Source organism: Pseudoalteromonas sp. HL-AS2 (assembly GCF_031198805.1).
Lineage (GTDB): Bacteria > Pseudomonadota > Gammaproteobacteria > Enterobacterales > Alteromonadaceae > Pseudoalteromonas > Pseudoalteromonas nigrifaciens.
The window spans coordinates 1908990-1934240 of the sequence record NZ_CP133571.1; the positions used below are offsets into that span (position 1 = coordinate 1908990).

Sequence of the window (25251 nt, forward strand, 5' to 3'; positions counted from 1 at the left end):
GTTTATGTTATGCCAATAAAAATGCGCCAAAACGGCGCGTTTTTTGTACTACTCTAGTATACACAGAGTAAATAATCTGAGTTTTAACTAAGTACATTGCAGCAATAAAAAACCGCTTAACCTTGTTAGCTTAAGCGGTTATGCATACTGTATTAATAACGAGAATCAGCGGGATTATCCATACCTGGCCAATCGTTTTCTTTACCTGCAAAGTCAGGACGTGGCTTTTTAGTAAAGTATTCCACAACATCAACAACCTCTTGCTCTGATAAAGTGATCTGCCCAAGCGGCGCTTCACGACTCACACTCAATGGCATGTTATGAATAACAAATGCACCTGCTCGAGAGGCTCGTGCCATACCTGCCCCAATGTTAAATGAGTCATCGCCCCATAATGGTGGGAAAATATAATCACCAAATTGATCTTTTATCCCCTCGCCATCACTGCCATGACAAGTACCGCATTGCGCTGCATAAACCTGTGCACCGTTATTTGCGTTTGCTGTATATTTGCCTACTTTAAAATACTCTAGGCTAGTTAGCTTAACGGTATTGCCCGGTGCCACATCACCACCCAACCATTTCATATAAGCATGCATACCTTGCATTTCTGGCGAATCTATTGGGATTGGTTTACCATTCATCGAACGTTGAAAACAGCCGTTAATACGCTCGTTTAAATCAAGTACGCGTTGCGCACGTGGATTAAAGCGCGGATAGCGATTATAAGTATTTATATAGGGTGCCCCCAACTCTCGTTTACCTTGCCCCATATGGCAACTATTGCAATTGAGCCCGTTACCTACATTATCGGGCAATAAGCGCGCCGTTTCGTTAAGTAAGCGCATACCGTATAAAATAGCCTCTTCATCTTTGTGGCCTACTACATCGGTAATTTTTGGAATGGTAAATTGATCAATCACCTTACCTTCGGCATCAATTACATCGTAAGTTTTTGCATCAGGCGCATCATAAAAACGGCTTTCATAACCCATGTAAGCAGCAACCGAAATTACAACTACAAGCACGCTTATCCCTAGTAACTTATTCATTTTCTATCTCCTTTGCGGGTACATAATGTACCGGAGCATGGTCAACTACACGGCGCATAGTCGCAACATCTCGAGTTGAAATATGGCTGCCATGATTGCCCCAACTGTTGCGAATAAAGTTTAAAACATCGGCTAACTCTTGGTTTTTTAAATGATAAAACTCAGGCATAGTAAATGTCATTACATCGTGCGCGGTTGTTGCCATTTCACCCCCTGCTAAAGTGACTTGAATTAACGAACTGGGATCTTCTGCAAACACAATAGAGTTACCAGCCAATGCTGGAAAAATACGTGGTGCGCCTTTTCCATCTAAACGATGACACGCGGCGCACTGCTCCATATACAACAAAGCACCAGAGGCCGAAAAGTCACCTGCCCGCAATGCACTTGTAGTGGTATCTGCTTTTGACTGCCAATTTTTTTCATACCCAGGGCGCGGTGCTAACTGATGCAAATAGCTAGCAATAGCGTTTAAATCTTTATCAGTAAAGTACCGCGTACTATGCGCCACTACATCGGCCATGCTGCCAAATGCGGCAGTTTTGTCGGTACGTCCTGTTTTTAAAAATTCAACAATATCGGCTTGTTTCCAGGTTGCTAAGCCTAACCCTTCATTACGTAAACTTTTAGCATACCAGCCCTCCAGTACTGAGCCTGATACAAACTGACCCGATGCATCATCTGATAGCGCCTTTTCTTGAAAAGCAATACCACGTGGCGTATGGCACGCACCACAGTGAGCTAATCCCTCAACTAAATAGGCACCCTGATTTTGCTCAGTCGTTAAATTGGGGTTAGCTGTAAAGCTACGCGCTGGTGAAAATAATGCATGCCACCATGCTAATGGCCAACGCATACTTGCAGGCCATGGAATGGTTGTTTGTTGATTTTGTTGCTTTACTGCGCTAACGCTTGACATAAAATACGCGTACATTGCCTCTATTTCAGCATCATTTACTATTTTATATGACACAAAAGGCATAGCAGGATAAAGCGGTTGGTTATCTTGGCGAATGCCTTTTCTAACTGCACGTTCAAAATCGACGTAGCTATAACTACCAATGCCTGTTTCGATGTCGGGAGTAATATTTGTAGAATAAATAGCCCCCATAGGTGTTTGCATGCCTAAGCCACCCGCAAAAGGTTTTCCGCCGGGTGCCGTATGGCACGCAACACAGTCAGCAACTCGTGCGTAGTATTCGCCCTGAGCAATGAGCGTTTGATCGTTAATATCTACTTTATGTGTTGCAGCTAAAGGTGGTGCTAAAGTAATAGGAATGAGCTTAGCGCCCATAAAGGCAAACACCAAGAGTGCAATACCTACTAACACAATGTACGTCACTTTTTTCATTGTTAAATTTAATCCCTCAAAGAAATAAAACGGCCAATAAGCCTGAGGGGGATAATAACAACAATAAAATATTCTCAAATGAGTATAAGAACAAAGGTTGATCTAACGCATGCGCTGCTCATAATAAAAGCGTCATGCAACCGCTTATATAGTTAGCATGCAACAAATAATGACTTTATAAAGTTAAAAAACACCTCAGTTTTACGTGTGGTTAAGCTGTTTTGTGGCCGTAAAAACCATACTGGTGCGTCGCTTTGCGCCATTACACCGGGCATAACTTCAACTAAGGTGCCATTTTCAAGCTCATCACCAATTGCTATTTTTGATTTAATTGCAATGCCATGCCCAGCAATGGCAGCTTGGGTCATGTTATCTGAGTTTGAAATAGTAAAGCGGGTTTTAGCATTAAAACTGTGGATTTTGCCTTGCTCGTCAAATAATTTTAATTGCTTTTGCCACGGCAAACATACCCAATAATGCGCCGCAAGCTCGGTTAAATTACTTGGCATACCCTGTTTATTTATATAGCTAGGCGCTGCACATAACACACGGCTATTATTGACTATTTTACGCGACAACATGCCAGAGTCGTTTAACTGCCCTACTCTTATAGCCACATCTTGAGCATCATCAACCACATTAATAAAGTGGTCCGTAATTAAAAAGTCGAGTTTTAATTGAGGATATTCACTTTCAAACTCGCTGAGCTTAGGCATAACATACTTAGAAAAAATCCACGGTGGCATAGTTACCCTTAGCAACCCACTCACAGTTGAGCTGCGAGCACCTATACTATGCTCTGCATCGTGCAGTGCCTCAATAATAGCGCCCACACGCGTGTAAAACACCTCTCCTGCAGGCGATAAACGTACTCGCCGACTATCCCTAAAGACTAAAACAGTAGACAACTCTCGCTCTAATTTACTAAGGCGATGGCTCACTGTTGCTGGCGATAAACCTTGCTCGCGCGCAGCGGCAAGTACACCTTTATTCTCTACTACGGCTATAAAAGTTTCTAAATCACTTATGTTATACATAAAAAGCTACTTTGGGTTTTCAATGTTTAATATTTTCGAATGAAGCTTTCACTTTTGCAATCTATATTTAAATAACTAAAACTATATAATCTAACGTAACTTAATTATTGAGGTTATATATGAGTTTAAAAGCGCAAATTGACGCCTATAACGTGCAAAAAGAAGCAAAGCTCCCTGCAGATGTTTTAGCACTAATGAATACGACAAACGCAGAGCTTATTGCCCAGCACATTAAAGATAATGCATTACAGGTAGGGCAAAAAGTTACCAATTTTAGCTTGGCTAATCATCAAGGGAACACGGTTGAACTTGCGACATTATTAAAACAAGGCCCAGTAATTATTAGCTTTTACCGTGGTGGCTGGTGCCCTTATTGCAATTTAGAGTTAAAAGCCCTAAATGATTACTTACCACAATTTAAAGCGCAAAATGCACAGTTAATTGCCATTTCACCACAACTTCCTGATGAAACACTGTCAACGGCGCAAAAAAACGACCTTGAATTTGATGTACTTTCAGATGTAAGTAATAAAATAGCCAAGCAGTTCGGTTTATTGTTTACACTCGATGAGCGTATTCAAGCATTATATACCGAATTTGGTATTGATTTTGAGCACTACTACGGCGATAAAAGCTTTCAACTACCACTACCGGCCACTTATGTTATTAATCAACAAGGTGTGATCACTTACGCATTTGTAACTGAAGACTACACCCTACGCGCTGAACCTTTTGATGTATTAAACGCTTTAAAATCTGAGAGTAAATAATGTCTGTATTAACATCCCTAAAAACCCTAACCCTTTCATTAATTTTAGGCGCAAGCCTATTATCTGGAGATACTATGGCCGAACAAACCTCAAATAAACCTAAAGTGTTAATTTTTGACGTTAACGAAACACTCCTTGATCTAGATTCAATGCGCGCTTCTATAGGCGAAGCACTTGGTGGGCGAGAGGATTTATTACCATTGTGGTTTTCTACTATGCTACACCACTCGTTGGTATCAACTGTAATTGGCGATTACCAAGACTTTGGCCAAATTGGCGTGGCGTCATTATTAATGGTGGCACAAAACAACAATATTAATATTACCAGCGAGCAAGCAAAAACCGCGATTGTTACACCATTATTAACACTGCCTCCACACGCAGACGTAAAAGCAGGTTTAGCTGCATTAAGAGCACAAGGTTATAAGCTGGTTAGCCTAACAAACTCTTCAAATAAAGGCGTACAAGCACAATTTGAAAGCGCTGGTTTAACCCATTATTTTGACGAGCGCTACAGCATTGAAGATATTAAAGTGTACAAGCCTGACTTACGTGCGTACCAATGGGTACTTAAAAAACTTAATGTAAAACCAAATGAAGCCATGATGGTTGCAGCACATGGTTGGGACGTAGCCGGCGCAAAAGCAGCCGGTTTACAAACCACTTTTATTGCACGCCCAGGTAAAGCACTTTACCCACTGGCTAAAAAACCAGATCATGTTGTAAAAAACTTACATGAGTTAACCGAGCTGCTTAAATAACCTGATGTAATGGTCTCCTCCCCATACGGCATCTATGTGCCATGATTAAAGTGGTAAAAATTAATCAATACCCCAGCGGCCAATGTTAGGATAACGTTGGCCGTTTTTTTATATTTATAAAATGAATATAAATAAAGTATTCAAGCAGTTATTCAAAAAACATATATTCTAGTAATTTAGCACTAAGGGCGCTATTATTACTTAAATGTGTTGCGGAGAGTGCTATGAACAGTCAAAGATTAAGTGAGTTTGAACAATATTTTCAAATTGATGAAAGTAACCGTGTAAACCTATACATAGTTGATGATAACGCCGTTCCAAAAAACCTTACCCAGTTAGACGCAGACATTCCCCCTTTATTTAAACTCGCTAATGAAGTAAGTAGCTTAGAGCAAAGCGCGCTTGGACCACTGCGTAATTTAGGTGATGTTGCCCAAGAACTAGCAGTTTTTTTACAAGCGCAATCACGTAAAATAGACTTAATAATGAGCCATGTTCTCGCCTCAGAGCAAAGCGAAGATAACGCTATTTATTGCGATAGTTATGGCGGCGGTGGCGTAAAATTTACAACAGAGGATGTTTATTCTTTAGGGCAAAAGTTTCGGACTAAACTTTTTTTACACCATGAAGCGTCAGCTGTTTATTGCTATACCGAAGTCGTTGCAATTAAAAAAATCGATACCGAGCATTACCAATACACTTTACTCTTTATAGCCATAAGAGACAGCGACCAAGAACTAGTCGTTAGAGCCAGTTTGCATGCGCAAACCCGACAACTAAAAAAACGCCAGCAATTAGAGCAATCACAAAACATGCAAGCAGATGATAAATAGCTGACATGTACACTCAAACTGCTAAACTAGCGCTACCTTAATTTGTATCAATTACTCATGAATTTTAGACTTTTACCAGAATGGGCCGAGCAAGACGCTGTTATGCTAACTTGGCCGCATAAAAACACCGATTGGGCTGAAAACTTAGCACACGTTGAGCCTGTGTATGTAGCGCTTGCAAAACATATTACCGCAGTACAACAGTTAGTTATTGTAGCGCACAGTGAGCCTGTAAAAGAGCATGTTATTGCGCTATTGCACGCCGCCAACGTCCCCTTAAACTGTGTTCACTTTATAGTTACACCAACAAATGATACATGGGCACGCGATCACGGCCCCCTTACTTGCGCCGCTATAAATAACCCTAATCAGCTTAAAGTGTATGATTTTACCTTTAACGGTTGGGGCAATAAATTTGCAAGTAATTTAGATAATCAAATAAACCGTGTTTTAGTCAATGAGCTTAGCGATACAAATAATGACTACCAAGCAGTAGATATGGTACTTGAAGGCGGTGGCATTGAAATAAACGAACACGGCGTATTACTTACTACCAGTGAATGTTTGCTCAATAAAAACCGCAACCCAAATTTAACCCCAAGTGACATTGCAACACTGTTAAAACAGCACTTAGGAGCAACTGACTTTTTATGGGTTGACCATGGTTATTTAGCGGGCGACGACACCGACAGCCACATAGACACGCTAGTTCGCTTTGCACCAAACAATACTCTTGTTTATGTACAGTGCGACGATAAAACCGATGAGCATTACAACGCGCTGCATGCGATGGAAAAACAGCTTCAAGGCTTTAAAACTACCGATAACACCCCATATAATTTAATTGCCTTACCTTGGCCCAAAGCAGTGTATGACGATGAGCAAACACGTTTGCCTGCCACCTATGCTAACTACTTAATTATTAATAATACGGTATTAGTACCAACGTACGATGATGTAAGCGATAAGCTCGCCTTAACGCAAATTCAACAAGCGTACCCAGAGCACACAATTGTGGGCATTAATTGCCTACCTATTATTGAACAATTTGGCAGTTTGCACTGTATAACAATGCAACTCCCACGTGGATTTTTAACTGGAGCAGCTCAATGACCAGCCCTGCAAAATTAACCGTTGCACTCGTACAACAAAGCAATAGCGATAATGCTGATCAAAATATGGCAAAGTCGATTGCCGCAATTCGTGAAGCAGCCAACAAAGGCGCTAAATTAGTTGTGCTGCAAGAGCTACACCGTAGCCTGTACTTTTGCCAAACCGAAGATGTAGACGTGTTTGATTTAGCCGAAACCATTCCAGGCCCAAGCACGCATACTTTAGGTGAGCTGGCAAAAGAGTTAAGCATTGTAATTGTGGCGTCGTTATTTGAAAAACGTGCTACCGGCCTTTATCACAATACCGCTGTAGTACTGGAAAATGACGGCAGTATTGCCGGTAAATACCGTAAAATGCATATTCCCGATGACCCTGGTTTTTACGAAAAATTTTACTTTACTCCTGGTGATTTAGGCTTTGAGCCAATTCAAACCTCAGTAGGTAAATTGGGCGTATTAGTATGTTGGGATCAGTGGTTTCCTGAAGCTGCACGCTTAATGGCAATGGCCGGTGCTGAGCTACTTATTTATCCAACTGCAATAGGCTGGGATCCTCGCGATGATAGCGATGAACAAACCCGCCAAAAAGATGCGTGGGTTATTAGCCAGCGCGCCCATGCGATTGCCAATGGTGTACCAGTAATTAGTTGTAACCGCGTTGGAGTCGAGCAAGACCCAAGTGAGCAAAGCGAAGGGATTCAATTTTGGGGGAACTCTTTTATTGCAGGGCCACAAGGTGAATTACTTGCTGAGGCTAATAATACTGACGAGCAAATTTTAGTAATTGAGCTTGATCAACAGCGCAGCGAAAACGTAAGACGTATTTGGCCGTATTTACGCGACCGCAGAATTGATCACTACCAAGACTTAACAAAAATTTACCGCGATTAAATAAAATTACTTGGCCCTTATTACATAATAAGTTAGGGCCAATTTATAAATGGAGTAATAAATGGCGTTTGAGCAATGGGCAGCCTTGCCTTGGGTGAAATCTCAAAAAGATAAAATTCAATGGGGGCAACTTAGCGGCAGTGGTTTAAGCATTGCTATTGCTGAGGGTGTAAAACAACAAGACAATTTAGTGTTAATTGTAACCCCAGACACGCCAAGCGCCCTGCGCCTTGAAACCGAGCTAGAATATTTATTGCCCGACAACCCGGTAATGATATTTCCTGACTGGGAAACCCTACCTTACGACCATTTTTCTCCTCATCAAGATATTATTTCTGCCCGTTTAGCCACTTTAAATACGCTCAAAAACGAGCAACAAAGTGTTTTAATTGTCCCTGTTTCTACCTTAATGCTGCGCACCGCCCCGGCTTCGTTTATTTATGGGTCCACAATTAACTTTAAGGTGGGTGATAAGCTCGATACTCATAATTTCAGAAATAATTTAGAACAAGCGGGTTATTTAAACGTACAGCAAGTAATGGAGCACGGCGAGTACGCCATTCGCGGCTCTATTGTCGACTTATACCCTATGGGCAGCCCGCATCCTTTTAGACTCGACTTTTTTGACGACGAGCTCGACAGCATTCGTTTATTTGATGTTGAAACCCAGCGCTCAGATGAAAAAGTAGATAAAATTGAACTGCTCCCGGCACACGAATTTCCCACTAACGAAGCCGACATTGAACGCTTTAGAATAGCGTACCGTGAGAAGTTTGGTGCCAGCGCGCAGCAAGATTCTGTTTACATGCAAGTGAGTAAAGGTAATTGGCCCGCCGGTATAGAATATTATATGCCACTGTTTTTCGAGCAACTGGCCACTATTTTTGATTACCTACCTGAAACCACAACGGTAATGCAGCTCGGTGATTTAGAACATGCCGCCGATAATTTTTGGCATGACGTAAACGTGCGCTATGAAAACCGCCGCGTAGACCCACTGCGTCCATTATTAGAGCCAAGCGCGCTGTATCAACCCATTAATGAATTGTTTGCTAATTTAGGGAATTATGCGCGTATTCGCTTATCTCAAGCAAAACTAGGTACAAAAGCAGGCAATAAAAATTTAACTGTTAGTGAATTACCTGTTATTCGCATTGATCATAAACAAAGCGAACCTTACGGTGCGTTTATAAACTATGTAGCGGCGCAAAAAAAGCACAAAGGCCGTATTTTACTAAGCGTAGAGTCGGATGGCCGGCGCGAGTCATTACTGGGAGTATTAAAACCTAGCGGCTTAAAGTTTAAAGAATTTACTAGTTTTGAGCAGTTTACAAAAAGCCAAAGCGATGTTGGCCTAATTGTTAGCCCACTGGAGCAAAGTGTTGTATTAGGTACTAAACCTAGTTTATCTATTATCACCGAACAAGAATTGCTTGGCATAAAAGTATCGCAGCGCCGTCGCCGTAAGCATAAATACCAAGCCAGCCAAGATGCACTAATTCGTAACTTAGCCGAACTTAAAGAAGGCCAACCTATTGTGCATCTTGATCACGGCGTTGGTCGCTATCAAGGTTTGCAAACCATAGATGCCGCAGGCATTACCACTGAATTTGTTACCATTACTTACGCCAGTGAAGCAAAATTGTATGTACCGGTTTCGGCGCTGCATATGCTAAGTCGTTATTCGGGCGGCGAAGAAGCCAGTGCACCACTGCATAAACTTGGTTCAGATGCATGGGACAAAGCTAAAAAACGTGCTGCTGAAAAAGTGCGCGATGTAGCCGCTGAGTTACTTGATATTTACGCTCAGCGCCAAGCAAAACCAGGGAATAAATTTACCCTCGATGCCCCAGCTTACCGCCAATTTAGCGACAGCTTCCCGTTTGAAGAAACCGACGATCAACGCAATGCCATTGAAGCCGTATTAGGCGATATGCAATCAAAACAAGCCATGGACCGTTTAGTGTGTGGCGATGTAGGCTTTGGTAAAACCGAAGTCGCCATGCGCGCCGCATTTGTAGCTGTTAACGATAACAAACAAGTAGCTATTTTGGTGCCTACAACATTACTTGCCCAACAACACTTTGAAAACTTTAAAGACCGTTTTGCCGACTTTCCTATTGAGGTAGGTGTACTGTCGCGTTTTAACTCACCTAAAGAGCAAAAAGACACGCTTGAAAAAATGGCCAACGGCAAGCTCGATATTGTCATTGGTACTCATAAACTGATCCAGGCTGATATTATATTTAACGATTTAGGCTTATTAATTGTTGATGAAGAGCACCGCTTTGGGGTGCGCCAAAAGGAGAAGATTAAAGCGCTACGCGCCGATGTCGACATACTCACTTTGACTGCAACGCCTATCCCGCGTACCTTAAATATGGCCATGAGCGGTATGCGCGACTTATCTATTATTGCCACTCCACCTGCAAAGCGTTTAGCAGTAAAAACCTTTGTGCGTCAACGCGATGTAGAATTAATACGTGAAGCAGTACTTAGAGAAATTAAACGCGGTGGCCAAGTTTACTTTTTACATAATAACGTAGAGACAATTGAGCGCGTAGCACAAGAAATAAGTGAATGGGTGCCCGAGGCAAGCGTAACCAGTGCACATGGGCAAATGCGCGAGCAAGAGCTTGAGCAAATAATGGCTGACTTTTACCACCAAAAATACAACGTATTAGTGTGTACCACTATAATAGAAACCGGTATTGACATACCAACTGCTAACACCATAATTATGGATAGAGCCGACAAACTAGGTTTAGCGCAGTTACACCAATTACGTGGACGTGTTGGTCGCAGCCATCATCAAGCTTATGCCTACTTATTAACAGGCGATCCTAAAGCTCTTTCTAAAGATGCAAGCAAACGCTTACAAGCAATAGAGTCATTAGAAGACTTAGGCGCAGGTTTTGCACTAGCAACCCACGATTTAGAAATTCGTGGTGCGGGTGAACTTTTAGGTGATGATCAATCAGGACAAATGCAAACCATTGGCTTTAGCTTATACATGGAAATGCTTGAACAAGCAGTAAAAGCATTGCGAGAAGGCAAAGAGCCCACCCTTGAAAACCTCTTGCAAAAACAAACTGAGGTAGACTTAAAGCTACCGGCTTTATTACCCGATGATTATATTTACGATGTGAACGCACGTTTAGGTATGTACAAGCGCGTTGCTAGTTGTGCTAATGTTGCCGATATGGACGAATTGCAGGTAGAATTAATCGACCGCTTTGGCTTATTACCCGACGCGGCTAAAAACCTCTTTAGCCTGCAGCAATTAAAAATGCGAGCAAGTGATTTAGGTATAACAAAAATTGAGGCAAACCCGAAAGGTGGTTACTTTGAATTTAGCCAAAACACTAAGGTTAATCCTAGCTTCATCATAGGCTTGATACAAAGTGCACCGCGCGTGTACAAAATGGATGGCGCAAATAAACTGCGCTTTGTTATTAGCGAGGCAAATGCCCGCGAACGCTTGAAAATGGTCACTGCAATGCTTGCAGATTTCGAAAAAAAGGTTAGCCATTAATGTTGCTAAAAAAATCGCTTATTATTTTATGCTGCTTATTTAGCAGCACCGCAATTGCTGAGCGCTGGTTTGAAGTAGAAGTACTGGTATTTAAACAACGCCCTGCTCCGTACTTACAAGAAGACTTTAGCCTTAAAAAACCAGCTATTGAAGATAAAAACACACTTGATTTACTCACCCCACTTTACACTGAGCAAGCTATGCAAGCGTGTATTGATGGCGATACACGCTTTGAAAAACGCTCTTTTACAGATTCTTTAGTTAACTCAAAACAGCAATCTGGGGTGTGTGATAACAGTATTGATTATTTAAAAAGTTATGAACACCTACCGGTAACACCGCTTGTAGCTGCACAAGATACAATGCAGCAAACATACCTTTTAGCACCAACACAACTGCAATTTAACAGCCAACGCCAAGCCCTAGAGCGCAAAGGGTTAACGCCACTATTACATACTGGCTGGCGTTTTGAAGGGGCAAGTAAGTCGCGTGCACCTAGCATGCATTTAATCGCTGGTGAGCATATTAAAAGTGCAGAGCCTAGCGCCCCAAGTTATGCAAACCCAGACTTTATTAGTTTGGTTAACTCGCAAGATTCCTTTTTTAATGCACCTAAAGAACCCACTATGAAGTGGGAACTCGACGGTTTATTTAAAATACATTTACGCCATTATTTATACATAACCGCTAATTTCGATATTAGCCAAAAGCACGATAGTGGTGAAATAGAAGCCGCTCGTTTTTCACAATTTAGACGAGTAATAAGTGAAGAAATACACTATTTTGATCACCCTAGAATGGGGATGATCGTCCAAATTAGAAAATTCAAACATTAATATGATGTTATTTAACACATAGGAAATAACAATGAAAAAACTCCTGATTATTGCAGCAACGCTAAGCCTAGCAGCGTGTTCTAAAGTAAATGTTGAGAACTACGAAAAAATAAAAATTGGTATGGATAAATCAGAAGTTGAAGTTTTTTTAGGAAGCGCTGATAACTGCGTAGAAAAAACACTGCATACCAACTGCGTTTGGGGTGACGATGCGAAAAATATCGAAATTATACTCGTATCAAACAAGGTAACTTTATTTACCAAAAAAGGGTTAGCAAACAACTAACGCTAACCCTTTAGAGGAATAACATGGGATGTAACCGGTTACAGCCTTTGTTATTCCTGCTTAGTACCGTCATCAGAGTAAATAAGTTCAATATTAACTATTTTACTGCGGTTCATGGTTATTTTATAACGCTGATACAGCTTTTTATCTCGCTCAGTTAATACTAATACCATATTTAATTGATAACGCCGCTCTACAGCCTGCTTAGAAATCTTATTACTCTCAAGATGATATAACTTACCCTCACCTTTTTTAAGATAGCGAGAAAACGGCGCAAGGCTAAACTGCAGTGTTTGATGCAAACTATCGTAACCTGGTAAAAACTCTCGGGCATTTACACGTGTTTCGCTTGCAAAGTGTAACCACTGTGCAGCGAGCTTATTTTGTTGCCGGCGTTTGGAGAAAATAGCACGGACTTCTTTTGGAATATTTTTAAAGCGCGTATATTCTAACCAAATAAGCTGGCTCGCAACTTTGTCTTTGGTCACGCTATTTTTAAAAACAAACCGCCACTTAGGCCGCCCACGTACAATAGCGCGCCAAATAATTCGGGTTATATCTTCTTTAAATATTTCGCGAAGGCCATAAATAAGCCCCAATATTAAGATTAATGTTGCTGTAACTTCTGTAAAAGTTGCGCGTGCGTTGAGTATAACTATCATCACTAACGCCATAATTACAGCGGTTACCGAGCCCTTAACTAAACGTTTTAAATAACTATTAAGGTAGCGAGTTTGGCGGTTTAAAATTACACCATGTTCAATTAAACGCTGCAATAACCGCATTTTATTAGTAATGCGGTTTGCATCTTTAAGGGTTGATTCTGAATTATATTGTTGCTCTTCGCGATAACTGTTTTCTGACTTACAAAAGTTAACTAAGTCGTTGCGCTCTTTTGCATAGTCACTACTGCGTGGTCCTTCATCGAGCAGTTTTAAAAACGACTGCTCTATTTGCCAACTAAGGTAGTTATCGGCATTGGTGTAAAATGAAATTAGCTTTTCATCTTCAGGGGTATAACGTCTTAGTTTTCTTAATAAGCTTTGGCTTTGCTCGCACAGCTCACCCGCCCGTTGATAAAATTCATCAGGGTCTTCTATTTTGAGGGTTTCTTTAATATCTGCATCAATAGCCAAGCGCACCTGATAACAATACAAATTGAGGTTTTGTCGGTAATCTCGCTGCTCACCTTTGTTTTTACTTACAAAACGGCTTCGCACTAGCGGTAGGTGAATATTATTGGCGTTATAAGCTAAATAAGATTTAAATTGATTATTAAAATAGGACTCTTCACTAAGGGTTTGTGCATTCACGCCCATTTCGTTGGGAATAGAAAAGTATAAATCAAGGCGTTGCTCTGAGCGTTGGCCCAGCTGCGGTTCAATAATAAAAGATAAATTCTCATCTTGCTTTAACAATTAAATCTCCTTGTAATATAGCTCCTTAGTGTACTTGCCTGAAGTATTTTGTTCAATAAAAAAGGCCTAGTAAAAACTAGGCCTTAAAATATTTATTCTGCTAATTAAAATTTAAAATTAACACTCGCAAAAATACGTGAACCAATTACATCGTATATCTCAGGAACTGTTCCCATATCATTACCACCTAATACAGACTCAGGCTCTTTATCAAAGATATTATTCATACCACCAGTAATGCGTAAATCATCACTTACGCTGTAGCTCATAGAAATATCATGATAAACAGTATTGTCAGTGCTAAAGAAGTCACCGTAATACTCGCCATCCATTCCTTTAACGAATCTTGCATTATAAAGAAAGCTTAAAGCTTCGCTTACATCGTAATTTACAGATAGATTTGATTTGATTTTAGCATAGCCACCGATATTGCCATCGATAGTGCCTGTGTAATCAATATCATCTTGTTCAAATTCGATTAAGTATGTTGTATCAAGGTTGATAGCATAGTCATCTGCTTTGTATGAGATATTCCAATCAACACCAGATGTTTTTTGCGAGCCAACATTTGTTAATGCTGAACTCATATTTGATAAATCACCTGTTGATGTAATATTGATTGATGAACATGACTCAAGCGTACCAGCAAAACAATTTCTCATTTCGTTCTGAACGTCTAGACGCGTAATTGCATCAGTTATATCAAACTTCCAGTAATCCATGGTGCTTGATAAGCCATCAGTAATTTCCCATACCATACCAAAAGTAAATGACTTACTTTCTTCTGCTTTAAGGTTTTTGTCACTGGTGTAATTTACTTCGATTTGAGGGTCTTGCTCATTACCCCATGGATCTTCTAGGTAATCGAAAGAGCCTGAGTTACCACCAAAAAGCTCAGCAACATTAGGTGCTCTAAAACCAGTCGCTAATACAGAGCGAACCATAAACTCATCTGTTACGTTCCAAGTTGCACCAAGCTTCCACGTTGTTGCACCACCAAACGTTGAGTAGTTATCGTAACGTGCAGCACCTTCAATTGTTACTGACTCAAGCACTGGCATAGACGCTTCAAAATACACAGACTGTACTGAGTAATCACCTTCAGTTGGATCTTGTTGTGCCGCTGTACTTTCACCGCGTTGAGTGATCATATCTGGAGTGTAATAACCACTTTCAAATCTGTTTTCAACACCAATTGCATAACCAATATCGTTATCTGTTAGTGCACTGTAACCTGCAGCTAGAATAAACTGCTCGTTACCACCTTCATTTGACTCAGTGTAAATTGCACCATCTGACACTAACATATCGCGATTTAATGCATCGCCAGCAAACCAAAGCGCTTGATTAGCATAAATGCTTTGCTCAACATTGCTTGCATGGATAGAGTTTTGAACTTTATCTTTAGAATCATTACGGCCATAAGTAGCACTTACATCCCAGCTAGCGTCGTTATCTAACGTACCCGCTAATGCAACAGACGCTCTGTAGGTATCGGTTTTTTGCTCATAAATACGAGGACCTGCATCAACCATTCTGCGACGATACTCTAAGGTATCTGCAAGAGCACCCTTACCATCTACAAAAGCACTTGTATAAGCAGCATCTAAATTAGCTGTTTTTAAATCAATATTTGCTGGTTGTGGTGCAAGCTGTTGAGTCGAATCACGACGCGTATACATCAAATCAACATTAAATGTTGTATCTGAGTCTAACTCTTTATCAAAGCTAGTAAAAATACTGTACAAGTCGTTTGGTGTTTGTGCATAGCTAGAAGTCGTATAATCATAGCCTTTATTACGGTCTATAAAACCACCATTTCCATCTGGCATTTTACCACCAAGTGTTCCCTCTGGAATAAATGATGATTGACCTGGCTCTACAAAGCTTCTGTCTGATTGGATTATTTCGCCGCGGCTTGAATACTGCGCACCTACAACTAAATTACCTTCAGCAATTTGCATTCCGTGTAATAAACTTACACCGTAGTTATTGCCATCACCTTTTGTAGTGCGGCTACCTTCTACATTAACTTCTGAACCTTCAAAGTCTTTCTTGGTTATTATATTAACAACACCAGCGATAGCATCTGAACCGTATACTGCAGAAGCACCATCTTTTAAAATTTCAATAGACTTAATCATTGCAACTGGAATCGTATTTAAATCAACAGAAGAATCCGCACCGGTTCCAGATGAAACCATACGACGACCATTTAATAATACTAGAGTACGCTGAGAGCCCATACCACGTAGGTTTACAGTAGCAGTACCACCTGAACCATTATTACTCGAACCACCTAAGCTCATCCCTGCCGCTGATGGTTGATTAGAAAGCACGTCTGCAACTGATGTGTAACCACTTTTTGCAATAAAGTCATCGCCTATAACTGTAATAGGGCTAGCCGTTTCCATATCTGTACGGTTAATACGAGAGCCTGTTACTTGAATTTTTTCAATTGACTTTGCCGCTTCGTCAGCCGCTAAAACTTGCACACTTGAGAACATTGGAATAGCAGCGATAACCGCTAAGCCAAGAGTTGATTTTTTCATGGATGAACCCTACTTGTTGAAAATTTACCTAAATGGTAATGCTCACTTTTATAAGAATTGTGAGTCAGAAAACAGCAACTTAGGCGTGATTAACTGAACAAAAACTTAACGAAAGGCTAATTAAAAACCAACCGAAAAACACAACACCCAAAAAAGGTACAAACGTTACACTATGTTTCCTTGTTAATTAATAAATACACTTCAAAATCAATACACTAAATGCATTGCGCTACATTAAAAGCACAGGTGAAATCAAACTAATGGACTTTGTAATTAAATGTAATTAACTCAACAATGTACCTTTAATCGGTAATTTAACAAGTTAATCACAGTAGGTTATTAAAACTGTAAAACTAGATGTTAATTGATAACTATATTTATGCGCTTTGAGTAATTAATTAGTCTGATTTAACGCATATGTAGCTTTTAAAGGAGAGATTTTTTATTCAGCCAAGATTAAACAAGTAAACTATTCACCAATTTAATGAAGCAATGATTGCCTCAAACCTAGTAGTACACTTAATTAACCAAATACCATTGATGCATTTTTCGAAATTAAAAAGAGAAAGTAAAAATTACAAAAGGCAGGAGTGCTAAGTGCTAGCTAAAATGATGTGAGTGTACGAAGTATTCTTATTGTAGGCTTAATCTTCTTGCGCTAAAGCTAACCCTCTGTGGATTTAGCTTTTCTGCGCCAAGAAATAAAAAGTAACGCTTAACTTAAAGAGAGTAAGCACAACTAAACTGATCTCAACCAGAATGCTTATCTCCCTGCTGCAAATTAAGCGAGCTACTTAATAAGCAATATAAGCAATGGCATGTTTAGTAAGTAACGTAAAAATAATAATATACCGAGTTGCTTTGCTGTGTTACCTCATCGGTTACGTTAAGGATTAATTTCCACAGCATATTTTTTTCAGCGCAAATACCTACCATAGTTTCACTTTGCCAAGTGTTGCCATGGCGCTTAAATTGCTGAGGAATATACCCCATATACATAGTTACGCCTTCAAGTTTTGCATTCGTAATAACATGCCCTTTAGGTAACTCGGCAAATATGGAGAATGGTGTTTCGGGGGATAAATCACCATCGCTAAGCCACACTTTAACGCCATTTGGAAAAGTACAGGCTAAACCGGCTTCGCAAGCAAGGTTTTTTAATTGTTGTGTATCGCTGGTTTTTGAATAATCACACGCAACTAAAAAAATTAGTAAAAAAAACAAACATACTCTATATATATACATGTGGCAGGTACTCACAATCCAAAAAATAATGGCTGGCACTAATTTAATAGTCACAAGGTCAAATCACACTTTTATTACAAATAACGTACAATTCACCTCAAAAAGTAAACAGCAAGCTAGTAAAGTTTGATTGATGTCATAATATTATGTAATTGACCTATCTTTTTTAAGCCAAAAATTTTATCATTTCAACCGCAAAAAAATAAGGGTTTCTCGAGTCTGTTTTCTAAAATAATCGCATTTTTAATGTTTTAGATGGCAAGCTTGTGAAGTAATAGTAGGCCCCACTTTTTTTAGGTGGGTAATTCATTTCTAAACGCATTTATTGCAGCGGAAGCCAGAAAATGAGCCAGACAGTAGCATCACACACTGAGTACAACTATAAAGTTGTACGCCAATTCGCTATTATGACAGTGATTTGGGGCATCGTTGGCATGAGTATTGGGGTTCTGATTGCTGCCCAACTAGCTTGGCCAGCACTTAACTTTGATACACCATGGTTAACATACTCTCGACTTCGTCCGTTACACACGAACGCAGTTATTTTCGCATTTGGTACAAGTGCACTTTTTGCGACGTCTTATTACGTCGTTCAACGTACCTGTCAAACGCGCCTTCTTTCAGATAAATTAGCAGCTTTTACCTTTTGGGGTTGGCAGCTTGTTATTGTGCTTGCTGTTATTACACTACCTTTGGGTATTACAAGTTCTAAAGAATATGCAGAACTTGAGTGGCCAATTGATATTTTAATAGCCGTTGTATGGGTAACTTATGCCGTAGTATTTATGGGCACAATCGCAAAGCGTAAAGTGTCTCATATATATGTAGCTAACTGGTTCTATGCTGGCTTTATCATTACGGTTGCTGTACTTCATATTGTAAACAGTATGGCTGTACCTGTGTCGTTAACTAAATCGTATTCCATTTATGCTGGTGCAGTTGATGCAATGGTACAGTGGTGGTACGGACACAATGCCGTTGGCTTTTTATTAACAGCTGGCTTTTTAGGTATGATGTATTACTTTGTACCAAAACAAGCAGGCCGTCCGGTTTACTCTTACCGCTTATCAGTGGTTCACTTTTGGGCGCTTATTTCGCTTTATATTTGGGCAGGCCCTCATCACCTTCACTACACTGCGCTTCCTGATTGGACGCAAAGTTTAGGTATGGTTATGTCTATTATCCTATTCGTTCCATCTTGGGGGGGCATGATTAACGGTATTATGACGTTGTCTGGTGCATGGCATAAGCTTCGTACTGACCCTGTTTTACGTTTCTTAGTTGTTTCATTATCTTTTTACGGTATGTCTACGTTTGAAGGCCCAATGATGGCAATTAAATCTGTAAACGCGCTTTCTCATTACACCGACTGGACTGTAGGACACGTTCACTCAGGTGCATTAGGTTGGGTTGCAATGATATCTATCGGCGCTATTTACCACTTAATCCCTGCGCTATTCTCGCAAGGTCGTATGTACAGCGTTAAATTAATTAACACACATTTTTGGTTACACACTGTTGGTGTTGTTTTATACATAGTAGCAATGTGGATCTCAGGTGTAATGCAAGGTCTAATGTGGCGTGCAGTTAACTCTGATGGCACATTAATGTATAGCTTTGTACAGTCTTTAGAGGCGTCTCATCCTTTCTATGTTATACGCTTTATTGGTGGTGTGTTCATCGTAGTAGGTATGCTAGTTATGGCTTATAACGTTTATCGTACAGTGGCAGCGAAGAACGATTCGCTGCAATTAGACGAACAAGCACAATTAGCATAACGGAGTGAGATAATGAGCAATAAAAATTCACAAAACAAACACGAAATAGTCGAAAAAAACATTGGCCTTATGGCTATCTTGACCGTTTTCGCAATTAGCTTTGGTGCATTAGTTGAAATTACTCCGCTAATGTTTCAAGACGATACAACTAAACCAGTTGACGGACTACGTCCGTTAACGGCACTTGAAATGGAAGGCCGAGATCTATATGTACGTGAGGGTTGTTCTAACTGTCACTCACAAATGATCCGCCCTTTTCGTGACGAAGTTGAGCGTTATGGCCACTATTCGGTTGCTGGTGAATCTGTTTGGGATCACCCTTTCCTTTGGGGTTCTAAACGTACTGGTCCTGACTTAGCTCGTGTAGGCAAACGTTATTCGGATGACTGGCATTATGCTCACTTAGTTGACCCACGTGCTGTGGTTCCTGAGTCGAACATGCCAGGCTTTCCTTGGTTAGCAGAGAATACGCTTGATACAAGCTTGACTTTGAATAAACTTAAAATTTTCCGTGACACATTTGGAATCGATAGCCGTACCGACCGTTACGATGGTTTAGGTTACGGTAGTGATGAAGAATTAATCGCTGATGTTGCCAAAGTTGATGCAATGAATGACGGTAAAGGTGCAACAGAAATGCAAGCCCTTATCGCTTATTTGCAACAGCTTGGCACCCACTTGAAGTAACTAATTATGGATTATGGGACATACAGAGGCATTTTAACTCTGGTAATTTTAGTACTATTTATTGTGATTGTTGCTTGGGCATACAGCAAACGTAGTAAAACACGTTTTAAAGACGCTGCTAATGTTATTTTCGAAGATGAAAAAAAACACAACAATACGCTCTCTAACGAGGAAAAGGGGTCTGAGAAATGACTAGCTTTTGGAGTATTTGGGTTATTGTATTAACCCTATCATGTTTGTTCATTTTGTTTGGTTTACTCGTGTGGAATTTAAAAAACTACGCTGGTGTACCTGAAGGTGAAAGCTGCGGACATGTATATGATGGAATTGAAGAGCTAAATAATCCACTACCAAAGTGGTGGACTTACATGTTCTTTGCAACATTTATTTGGTCTGTTTATTACTTAGCAGCTTACCCAGGTTTAGGTAACTGGGAAGGGTTAGGTAAGTGGACTAGTTCTAACCAAGGTATTACTTCTTTGGCTGAGTCTAAAGAAGCAGTAGAACTTGCTAAAGAAGAAGGTCGCTTTGTAAAACTGGACGCTGAGTACCGCGTTGCAGATGCACGTTTTGGTCCTATTTTTAATGAACTGGCACAAATACCTGTAGTAAAATTGGTTGAGTCTAAATTTGAAGGTGACGCAGCACAGCAAGTTGCACTTGAAAATGGTGAAAAACATGCCGAGACACAAGGTCAGCTAGCAATTGAAATTGGCCAACGTCTTTTTGCACAAAACTGTTCTCAGTGTCATGGTTCTGACGCGCGTGGTGGTACTGGCTTTCCTAACCTAACTGATAATGATTGGTTATATGGCGGCACACCCGATAAAATTAAAGAAACATTACTTTACGGGCGTATAGCAGCAATGCCACCTTGGGGTGCTGCATTAGGTGAGCAAGGCGTTAAAGAAATGACCGCTCATGTACTTAGCCTTTCAGGTCGTACTGTAAACCAAAAAGACGCTGCTGCCGGCGAAGCTAAGTGGGCTATGTGTGCTGCATGTCATGGTGCTGACGGTAAAGGCTCTGTTGCACACAACTTACCCTTTGGTGCACCTAACCTAACCGACAACATTTGGTTATATGGTGGTTCTCAACGTGCTGTTGAAGAAACACTTAACCATGGTCGTGCCGGTGTAATGCCAGCGTGGAAAGATATTTTAGGTGAAGATAAAATACACCTACTAACGGCTTACGTTTACAGCTTATCTCAAGCTAAATAGTTACACCGTTAACGAATATTTAATCTTTTAAATTCAATAGATTAATCCAGATCAAAAAAGCCTCCACTCGGAGGCTTTTTTTTAGTCTTTTACAAATATTTATTATAGTATAGCCGCATCTTCATTTTATTTTAGAGTAACTATGCAACCTACTCCGTGGTATAAAAATTTTTGGCCTTGGTTTTTAATCTTTTTTCCCTCTGCTGCAATTATTGGCTGCATTAGCTTATTCTTTACCGCCATAGGCAATGGCCCTGATATGGTGGTAGATGACTACTATAAAAAAGGCAAAGCAATTAACTTAGAGCTTACTAAGTTTGATAAGGCAAAAGCTTTATACTTACATGGCGAGCTGAATGTTACCAGTGAGCGCGTTGGTTTTAAATTTACCAAAGGCGATACGAGCAACATACATGCATTAAAACTGTCGTTTTATCATCGTACAATTAAAGCGCATGACTTTGAAGCCACGCTAACGCCTAATGCTAATCAAGAATTTACCGCATTACTTGACGGGTTTACCGACGGTGCTTATTCGGTATTTATTGAGCCTATTGATGGTAGCTGGAAGCTAAAAGAAAACATTACCTTACCAACCACCCTTGCTGTTTTAGTTACGCCTAATTATAAGTAGTATTTAGTATGTCTATAAATTGCTTTCATTGCCTTGAAAGTGTACCTAACGGGTTTAGCGCACACGTAGTAATTGATAATAAATCTCAGCCAATGTGTTGCATTGGCTGCCAAGCCGTTGCGCAAAACATTATTGATCAAGGTATGACCGACTATTATAAATATCGTACCGTTCAAGCTGGTAAAGTAGAGCAGTTAGTACCAGAGCAACTCGCCTTTATTAAAAGCTACGACAATGAAGATATTCAAGACGAATTTATAACGACCAATGACAACTTCTCAGAAGTATTGCTCAGCGTAGAAGGTATAACCTGCGCAGCTTGTGCATGGCTTATAGAAAAGCAATTACTCAGTTTAAAAACAGTAAAGCGTGTTGATGTTAATACCTCAACTAACCGCGCTATGGTGCAATGGGATAAAACCGCCACCCCATTGAGCGAAATTATTACTAGCCTTGCTAAAATTGGCTATAAAGCCTATCCGTTTCAGTCCGACTTAGAAGCACAGCAAAAACAGCAAACCGCAAAAGCCTATATTCGCCGCTTAGGTGTAGCCGGTTTAATGACCATGCAAGTGATGATGTTTGCCTTTGCTATGTACTTTGGCATGTTCTCCGGTATGGACAGTAATTTTGAGGAATACTTTAGGTGGATCAGTCTCGTTTTAGCTTCTCCGGTTATTTTATATAGCGCACTGCCCTTTTTAAGTAATGCCATTAATGGTTTAAAAGCAAAACAGCTTAATATGGACTTACCCGTCTCGCTGGCTATTTTTGGTGCTTACGGCGCAAGTTCTTACGCCACAATTATGAATGTTGGCGAGGTGTACTTTGAATCGGTATGTATGTTCACCTTTTTATTATTATTAGGTAAATATCTAGAATTTAGAGCACGATTAAAAGCCAGTGAATTTACAGCTAACTTACAAAAGTTATTGCCACTAACCGCCCGTACTCTCGATGCAAATGGCCAAGAACATATTATTGCCGCTAAAAAGCTTAAATTAAACGATATTATTCTAATTAAAGCCGGCGAAACCATTCCTGCCGATGGAATTTTAATTAAAGGTAAAACCAGCGTTGATGAATCAATGATGACCGGAGAGCACCTGCCGGTTAATAAGTTTATTAATCACAGTGTTTACGCCGGCACAGTCAATCATGACGGTATTATTGAAATAAAAATCAATAAAATAGGTCAAAGCACGCTGCTAAATCAAATAATTCGCCTACAACACAATGCACTTAGCAAACGCCCTAAACTAGTAGAAATTACAGATAAAGTTGCCCAATGGTTTGTAGCCGTGTTACTTATATTTGCATCGATAACGGCATTTGGCTGGTATCAAATTGCCCCTGAGCAAGCATTTTGGATCACTATTTCTGTACTCGTGGCTACTTGTCCTTGCGCGCTAAGCTTAGCTATTCCAACCGCATTAACCTGTTCGGTAGCCAACCTTACTCGTAAAGGTATTTTAATAAAACAAGCGCATGTGCTCGAAACTCTATCTAAAATCACTTTATTCGCATTTGATAAAACCGGCACGCTAACCCAAGGACGCTTTAGCTTAGATGCGGTCGATATACTCAGCGAAGAGTACACTAAAAATCAAGTGCTTGAGATTGCAGCCCAACTAGAGAGCTATTCAGAGCACCCAATTGCCCGTGCGTTTAGCCAATATAAAGTACCAGGGCATAAACTTAACGACATTCAATTACATCCAGGCAAAGGGATCAGCGCACAGTACAACGACACTCATTATGCTATTGGTAAAAGTGGCTGGTTTAATAGCAAAAAAACTAACGCGCAAGCAACTTTGTATATTAATCAGCAACCTATTGCCCGTTTTTACTTTGTCGATAAAATAAAAGATGATGCGAGTACGTTAATTAACGCTCTACACACACATAAGTTAACGTGTCATATGCTTACTGGCGATGCGTCTGATGCGGGGCAACGTATAGCTAAAAAACTTAAATTACACAGCGTGCAATCGGGCTGTAGCCCTAAAGACAAACAAACAGCGGTTGAGCAATGGTCAACACAAGGTGAAGTGGTTGCCATGGTAGGTGATGGGGTAAACGACAGCCCAGTATTTGCCAGCGCGCACTTATCAATCGCCATGGAAACTGGGGCCGATATTTCAAAAAATAGCGCCGATGTGGTTTTGCTCAATAGCGATTTAGCCTCAATCGAGCACCTATTAATAGTTGCCAAAAAAACTAGGCGTATTATTAAACAAAACTTAACTTTGTCTTTATTGTATAATGGCTCAATATTACCGTTAGCTGCAATGGGGCTGGTAGCGCCTTGGATGGCTGTTATTGGTATGTCGACCAGCTCAATTATTGTGATATGCAACTCATTAAGGCTGTTAAAGTTATGAGCATAATTTACATTTTAGTTCCTATCGCTATTTTATTTGTACTAATAGCTATAGGAGTATTTTTTTGGGCAGTAAAAGGCGAGCAATTTTCTGATTTAAATAAACAAGGCCATAGTATCTTGTTTGAAGATGACAAAGAGCAGCATAACAAAAGTAATGATTGACCCTATTTTTGTCAGTGCTTTTTTTATGGGCCTAATTGGCAGCGGCCATTGCATTGCAATGTGTGGTGGCATAGCCAGCTCATTGCAATTAGCCAGTAATAAACGCCAAACTCTCATTTACTCTTTTGCTTATAATATAGGCCGAGCGCTAAGTTACATGCTTGCAGGCGCATTAGTGGCAGGCATTAGCAGTAAATTTGCCACGCAAAACTCTGTTTTTGCATTATCACTGTCTTTTATAGCAGGCATTTTTATGTTGTTGGTAGGGGTATATATAATGCGCTTAGCAGCTACCTTACAATGGCTCGAAAAAGTAGGTAAAACCTTAGTTTGGCAACACCTAGTTAAATTTAATAAATATTTAATGCCGATTAACTCGCCATTTAAAGCACTTGGATACGGCGCTTTATGGGGCTGGTTACCCTGTGGTTTAGTTTATTCAGCACTTACTTGGGCCATGACCAGCGCAAATGCGCTTGATGGTGCATTAGTAATGCTGTGTTTTGCACTAGGTACATTTCCCGCGATGATCACAATAGGCGTTAGTGCAAAAAAACTGAGCACCCTATTTAATCACCCTTGGACGCGAATAATATTAGGCAGCGTAATAATTTGGTATGGTATTTATTTACTGATCATTGCAACAGATAAGCTTGTGCATTAACATTGATCATATTGTGGCTTGAATTTTAACGGATTGAA

At 40.2% G+C, this 25251-nt stretch carries 22 protein-coding genes; 16 read left to right on the forward strand and 6 right to left on the reverse strand.

All coding sequences use genetic code 11. From position 1 onward, the window contains the following. Window positions 1–152 precede the first annotated feature (152 nt). The 3 genes from RB215_RS08930 to RB215_RS08940 all read right to left on the reverse strand — a co-directional run bounded on the left by RB215_RS08930 (window position 153) and on the right by RB215_RS08940 (window position 3440). On the reverse strand, window positions 153–1052 hold the full coding sequence (locus RB215_RS08930; protein WP_197182527.1) for a c-type cytochrome: 900 nt from the start codon (window positions 1050–1052) through the stop codon (window positions 153–155). Then, window positions 1045–2403 carry a cytochrome c gene (locus RB215_RS08935; protein WP_309216237.1) on the reverse strand — a complete coding sequence of 453 codons (1359 nt, stop codon included), beginning with the start codon at window positions 2401–2403 and terminating at the stop codon, window positions 1045–1047. Before RB215_RS08935 ends, RB215_RS08930 begins: the two co-directional genes overlap by 8 nt. Window positions 2404–2555: 152 nt before the next feature. Next, window positions 2556–3440 carry a LysR family transcriptional regulator gene (locus RB215_RS08940; protein WP_309216238.1) on the reverse strand — a complete coding sequence of 295 codons (885 nt, stop codon included), beginning with the start codon at window positions 3438–3440 and terminating at the stop codon, window positions 2556–2558. Window positions 3441–3559: 119 nt separating this feature from the next. Here RB215_RS08940 and RB215_RS08945 point away from each other — a divergent pair, with 119 nt between their 5' ends. The 8 genes from RB215_RS08945 (at window position 3560) to RB215_RS08980 (ending at window position 12464) form a co-directional block, all read left to right on the forward strand. Continuing rightward, complete coding sequence (locus RB215_RS08945) at window positions 3560–4210, forward strand: peroxiredoxin-like family protein (RefSeq protein ID WP_179807298.1); 651 nt, start codon at window positions 3560–3562, stop codon at window positions 4208–4210. Beyond that, window positions 4210–4971, forward strand: coding sequence for a haloacid dehalogenase type II (locus RB215_RS08950; RefSeq protein WP_041454475.1), 762 nt, complete (start codon window positions 4210–4212; stop codon window positions 4969–4971). Before RB215_RS08945 ends, RB215_RS08950 begins: the two co-directional genes overlap by 1 nt. Before the next feature lie 224 nt (window positions 4972–5195). Beyond that, the gene (locus tag RB215_RS08955; RefSeq protein ID WP_011328508.1) at window positions 5196–5804 is read left to right on the forward strand and encodes a PilZ domain-containing protein; all 609 of its coding nucleotides are present in this window, start codon (window positions 5196–5198) and stop codon (window positions 5802–5804) included. Between the two features lie 57 nt (window positions 5805–5861). Continuing rightward, window positions 5862–6917: an agmatine deiminase family protein gene (locus tag RB215_RS08960; RefSeq protein WP_309216241.1), complete on the forward strand. Its 1056-nt coding sequence runs from the start codon at window positions 5862–5864 to the stop codon at window positions 6915–6917. Next, window positions 6914–7807 (forward strand): carbon-nitrogen hydrolase, encoded by an 894-nt coding sequence (locus tag RB215_RS08965; RefSeq protein ID WP_309216242.1) that lies wholly within the window; start codon window positions 6914–6916, stop codon window positions 7805–7807. Before RB215_RS08960 ends, RB215_RS08965 begins: the two co-directional genes overlap by 4 nt. A 61-nt stretch (window positions 7808–7868) precedes the next feature. Beyond that, window positions 7869–11342, forward strand: coding sequence for a transcription-repair coupling factor (gene mfd / locus RB215_RS08970; RefSeq protein ID WP_197108124.1), 3474 nt, complete (start codon window positions 7869–7871; stop codon window positions 11340–11342). Then, entirely contained in the window at window positions 11342–12178 is an 837-nt protein-coding gene (locus RB215_RS08975) for a peptidoglycan binding protein CsiV (RefSeq protein WP_197108122.1), read from the forward strand. The genes mfd and RB215_RS08975 overlap by 1 nt, the downstream gene beginning before the upstream one ends. Window positions 12179–12209: 31 nt before the next feature. Continuing rightward, window positions 12210–12464, forward strand: a complete 255-nt coding sequence (locus tag RB215_RS08980; RefSeq protein WP_086994927.1) for a DUF3862 domain-containing protein — start codon at window positions 12210–12212, stop codon at window positions 12462–12464. Window positions 12465–12514: 50 nt separating this feature from the next. Here the strand turns inward: RB215_RS08980 and RB215_RS08985 are convergent, their stop codons facing one another. The 3 genes from RB215_RS08985 to RB215_RS08995 all read right to left on the reverse strand — a co-directional run bounded on the left by RB215_RS08985 (window position 12515) and on the right by RB215_RS08995 (window position 17679). Next, on the reverse strand, window positions 12515–13882 hold the full coding sequence (locus RB215_RS08985) for a hypothetical protein (RefSeq protein ID WP_197182521.1): 1368 nt from the start codon (window positions 13880–13882) through the stop codon (window positions 12515–12517). A gap of 104 nt (window positions 13883–13986) precedes the next feature. Then, window positions 13987–16434 carry a TonB-dependent receptor gene (locus RB215_RS08990; protein ID WP_309216243.1) on the reverse strand — a complete coding sequence of 816 codons (2448 nt, stop codon included), beginning with the start codon at window positions 16432–16434 and terminating at the stop codon, window positions 13987–13989. An 822-nt stretch (window positions 16435–17256) separates the two neighbouring features. Then, on the reverse strand, window positions 17257–17679 hold the full coding sequence (locus RB215_RS08995) for a hypothetical protein (RefSeq protein WP_182683372.1): 423 nt from the start codon (window positions 17677–17679) through the stop codon (window positions 17257–17259). A 344-nt stretch (window positions 17680–18023) separates the two neighbouring features. Here RB215_RS08995 and ccoN point away from each other — a divergent pair, with 344 nt between their 5' ends. The 8 genes from ccoN to RB215_RS09035 all read left to right on the forward strand — a co-directional run bounded on the left by ccoN (window position 18024) and on the right by RB215_RS09035 (window position 25213). Further along, the gene (gene ccoN, locus RB215_RS09000; RefSeq protein WP_011328517.1) at window positions 18024–19457 is read left to right on the forward strand and encodes a cytochrome-c oxidase, cbb3-type subunit I; all 1434 of its coding nucleotides are present in this window, start codon (window positions 18024–18026) and stop codon (window positions 19455–19457) included. 12 nt (window positions 19458–19469) lie between these two features. After that, window positions 19470–20144 (forward strand): cytochrome-c oxidase, cbb3-type subunit II, encoded by a 675-nt coding sequence (gene ccoO, locus RB215_RS09005; RefSeq protein ID WP_011328518.1) that lies wholly within the window; start codon window positions 19470–19472, stop codon window positions 20142–20144. A gap of 6 nt (window positions 20145–20150) precedes the next feature. Beyond that, a complete protein-coding gene (locus RB215_RS09010; protein WP_011328519.1) occupies window positions 20151–20336 on the forward strand; it encodes a cbb3-type cytochrome c oxidase subunit 3 in 186 nt (61 codons plus the stop codon). After that, window positions 20333–21367, forward strand: coding sequence for a c-type cytochrome (locus tag RB215_RS09015; protein WP_309216244.1), 1035 nt, complete (start codon window positions 20333–20335; stop codon window positions 21365–21367). Before RB215_RS09010 ends, RB215_RS09015 begins: the two co-directional genes overlap by 4 nt. Before the next feature lie 142 nt (window positions 21368–21509). After that, entirely contained in the window at window positions 21510–22001 is a 492-nt protein-coding gene (locus RB215_RS09020; RefSeq protein WP_011328521.1) for a FixH family protein, read from the forward strand. An 8-nt stretch (window positions 22002–22009) separates the two neighbouring features. Next, window positions 22010–24385, forward strand: a complete 2376-nt coding sequence (locus RB215_RS09025; protein ID WP_011328522.1) for a heavy metal translocating P-type ATPase — start codon at window positions 22010–22012, stop codon at window positions 24383–24385. Further along, complete coding sequence (ccoS, locus tag RB215_RS09030) at window positions 24382–24549, forward strand: cbb3-type cytochrome oxidase assembly protein CcoS (protein ID WP_008109812.1); 168 nt, start codon at window positions 24382–24384, stop codon at window positions 24547–24549. The genes RB215_RS09025 and ccoS overlap by 4 nt, the downstream gene beginning before the upstream one ends. Next, entirely contained in the window at window positions 24542–25213 is a 672-nt protein-coding gene (locus tag RB215_RS09035) for a sulfite exporter TauE/SafE family protein (RefSeq protein ID WP_041454477.1), read from the forward strand. The genes ccoS and RB215_RS09035 overlap by 8 nt, the downstream gene beginning before the upstream one ends. Window positions 25214–25251 lie beyond the last annotated feature (38 nt).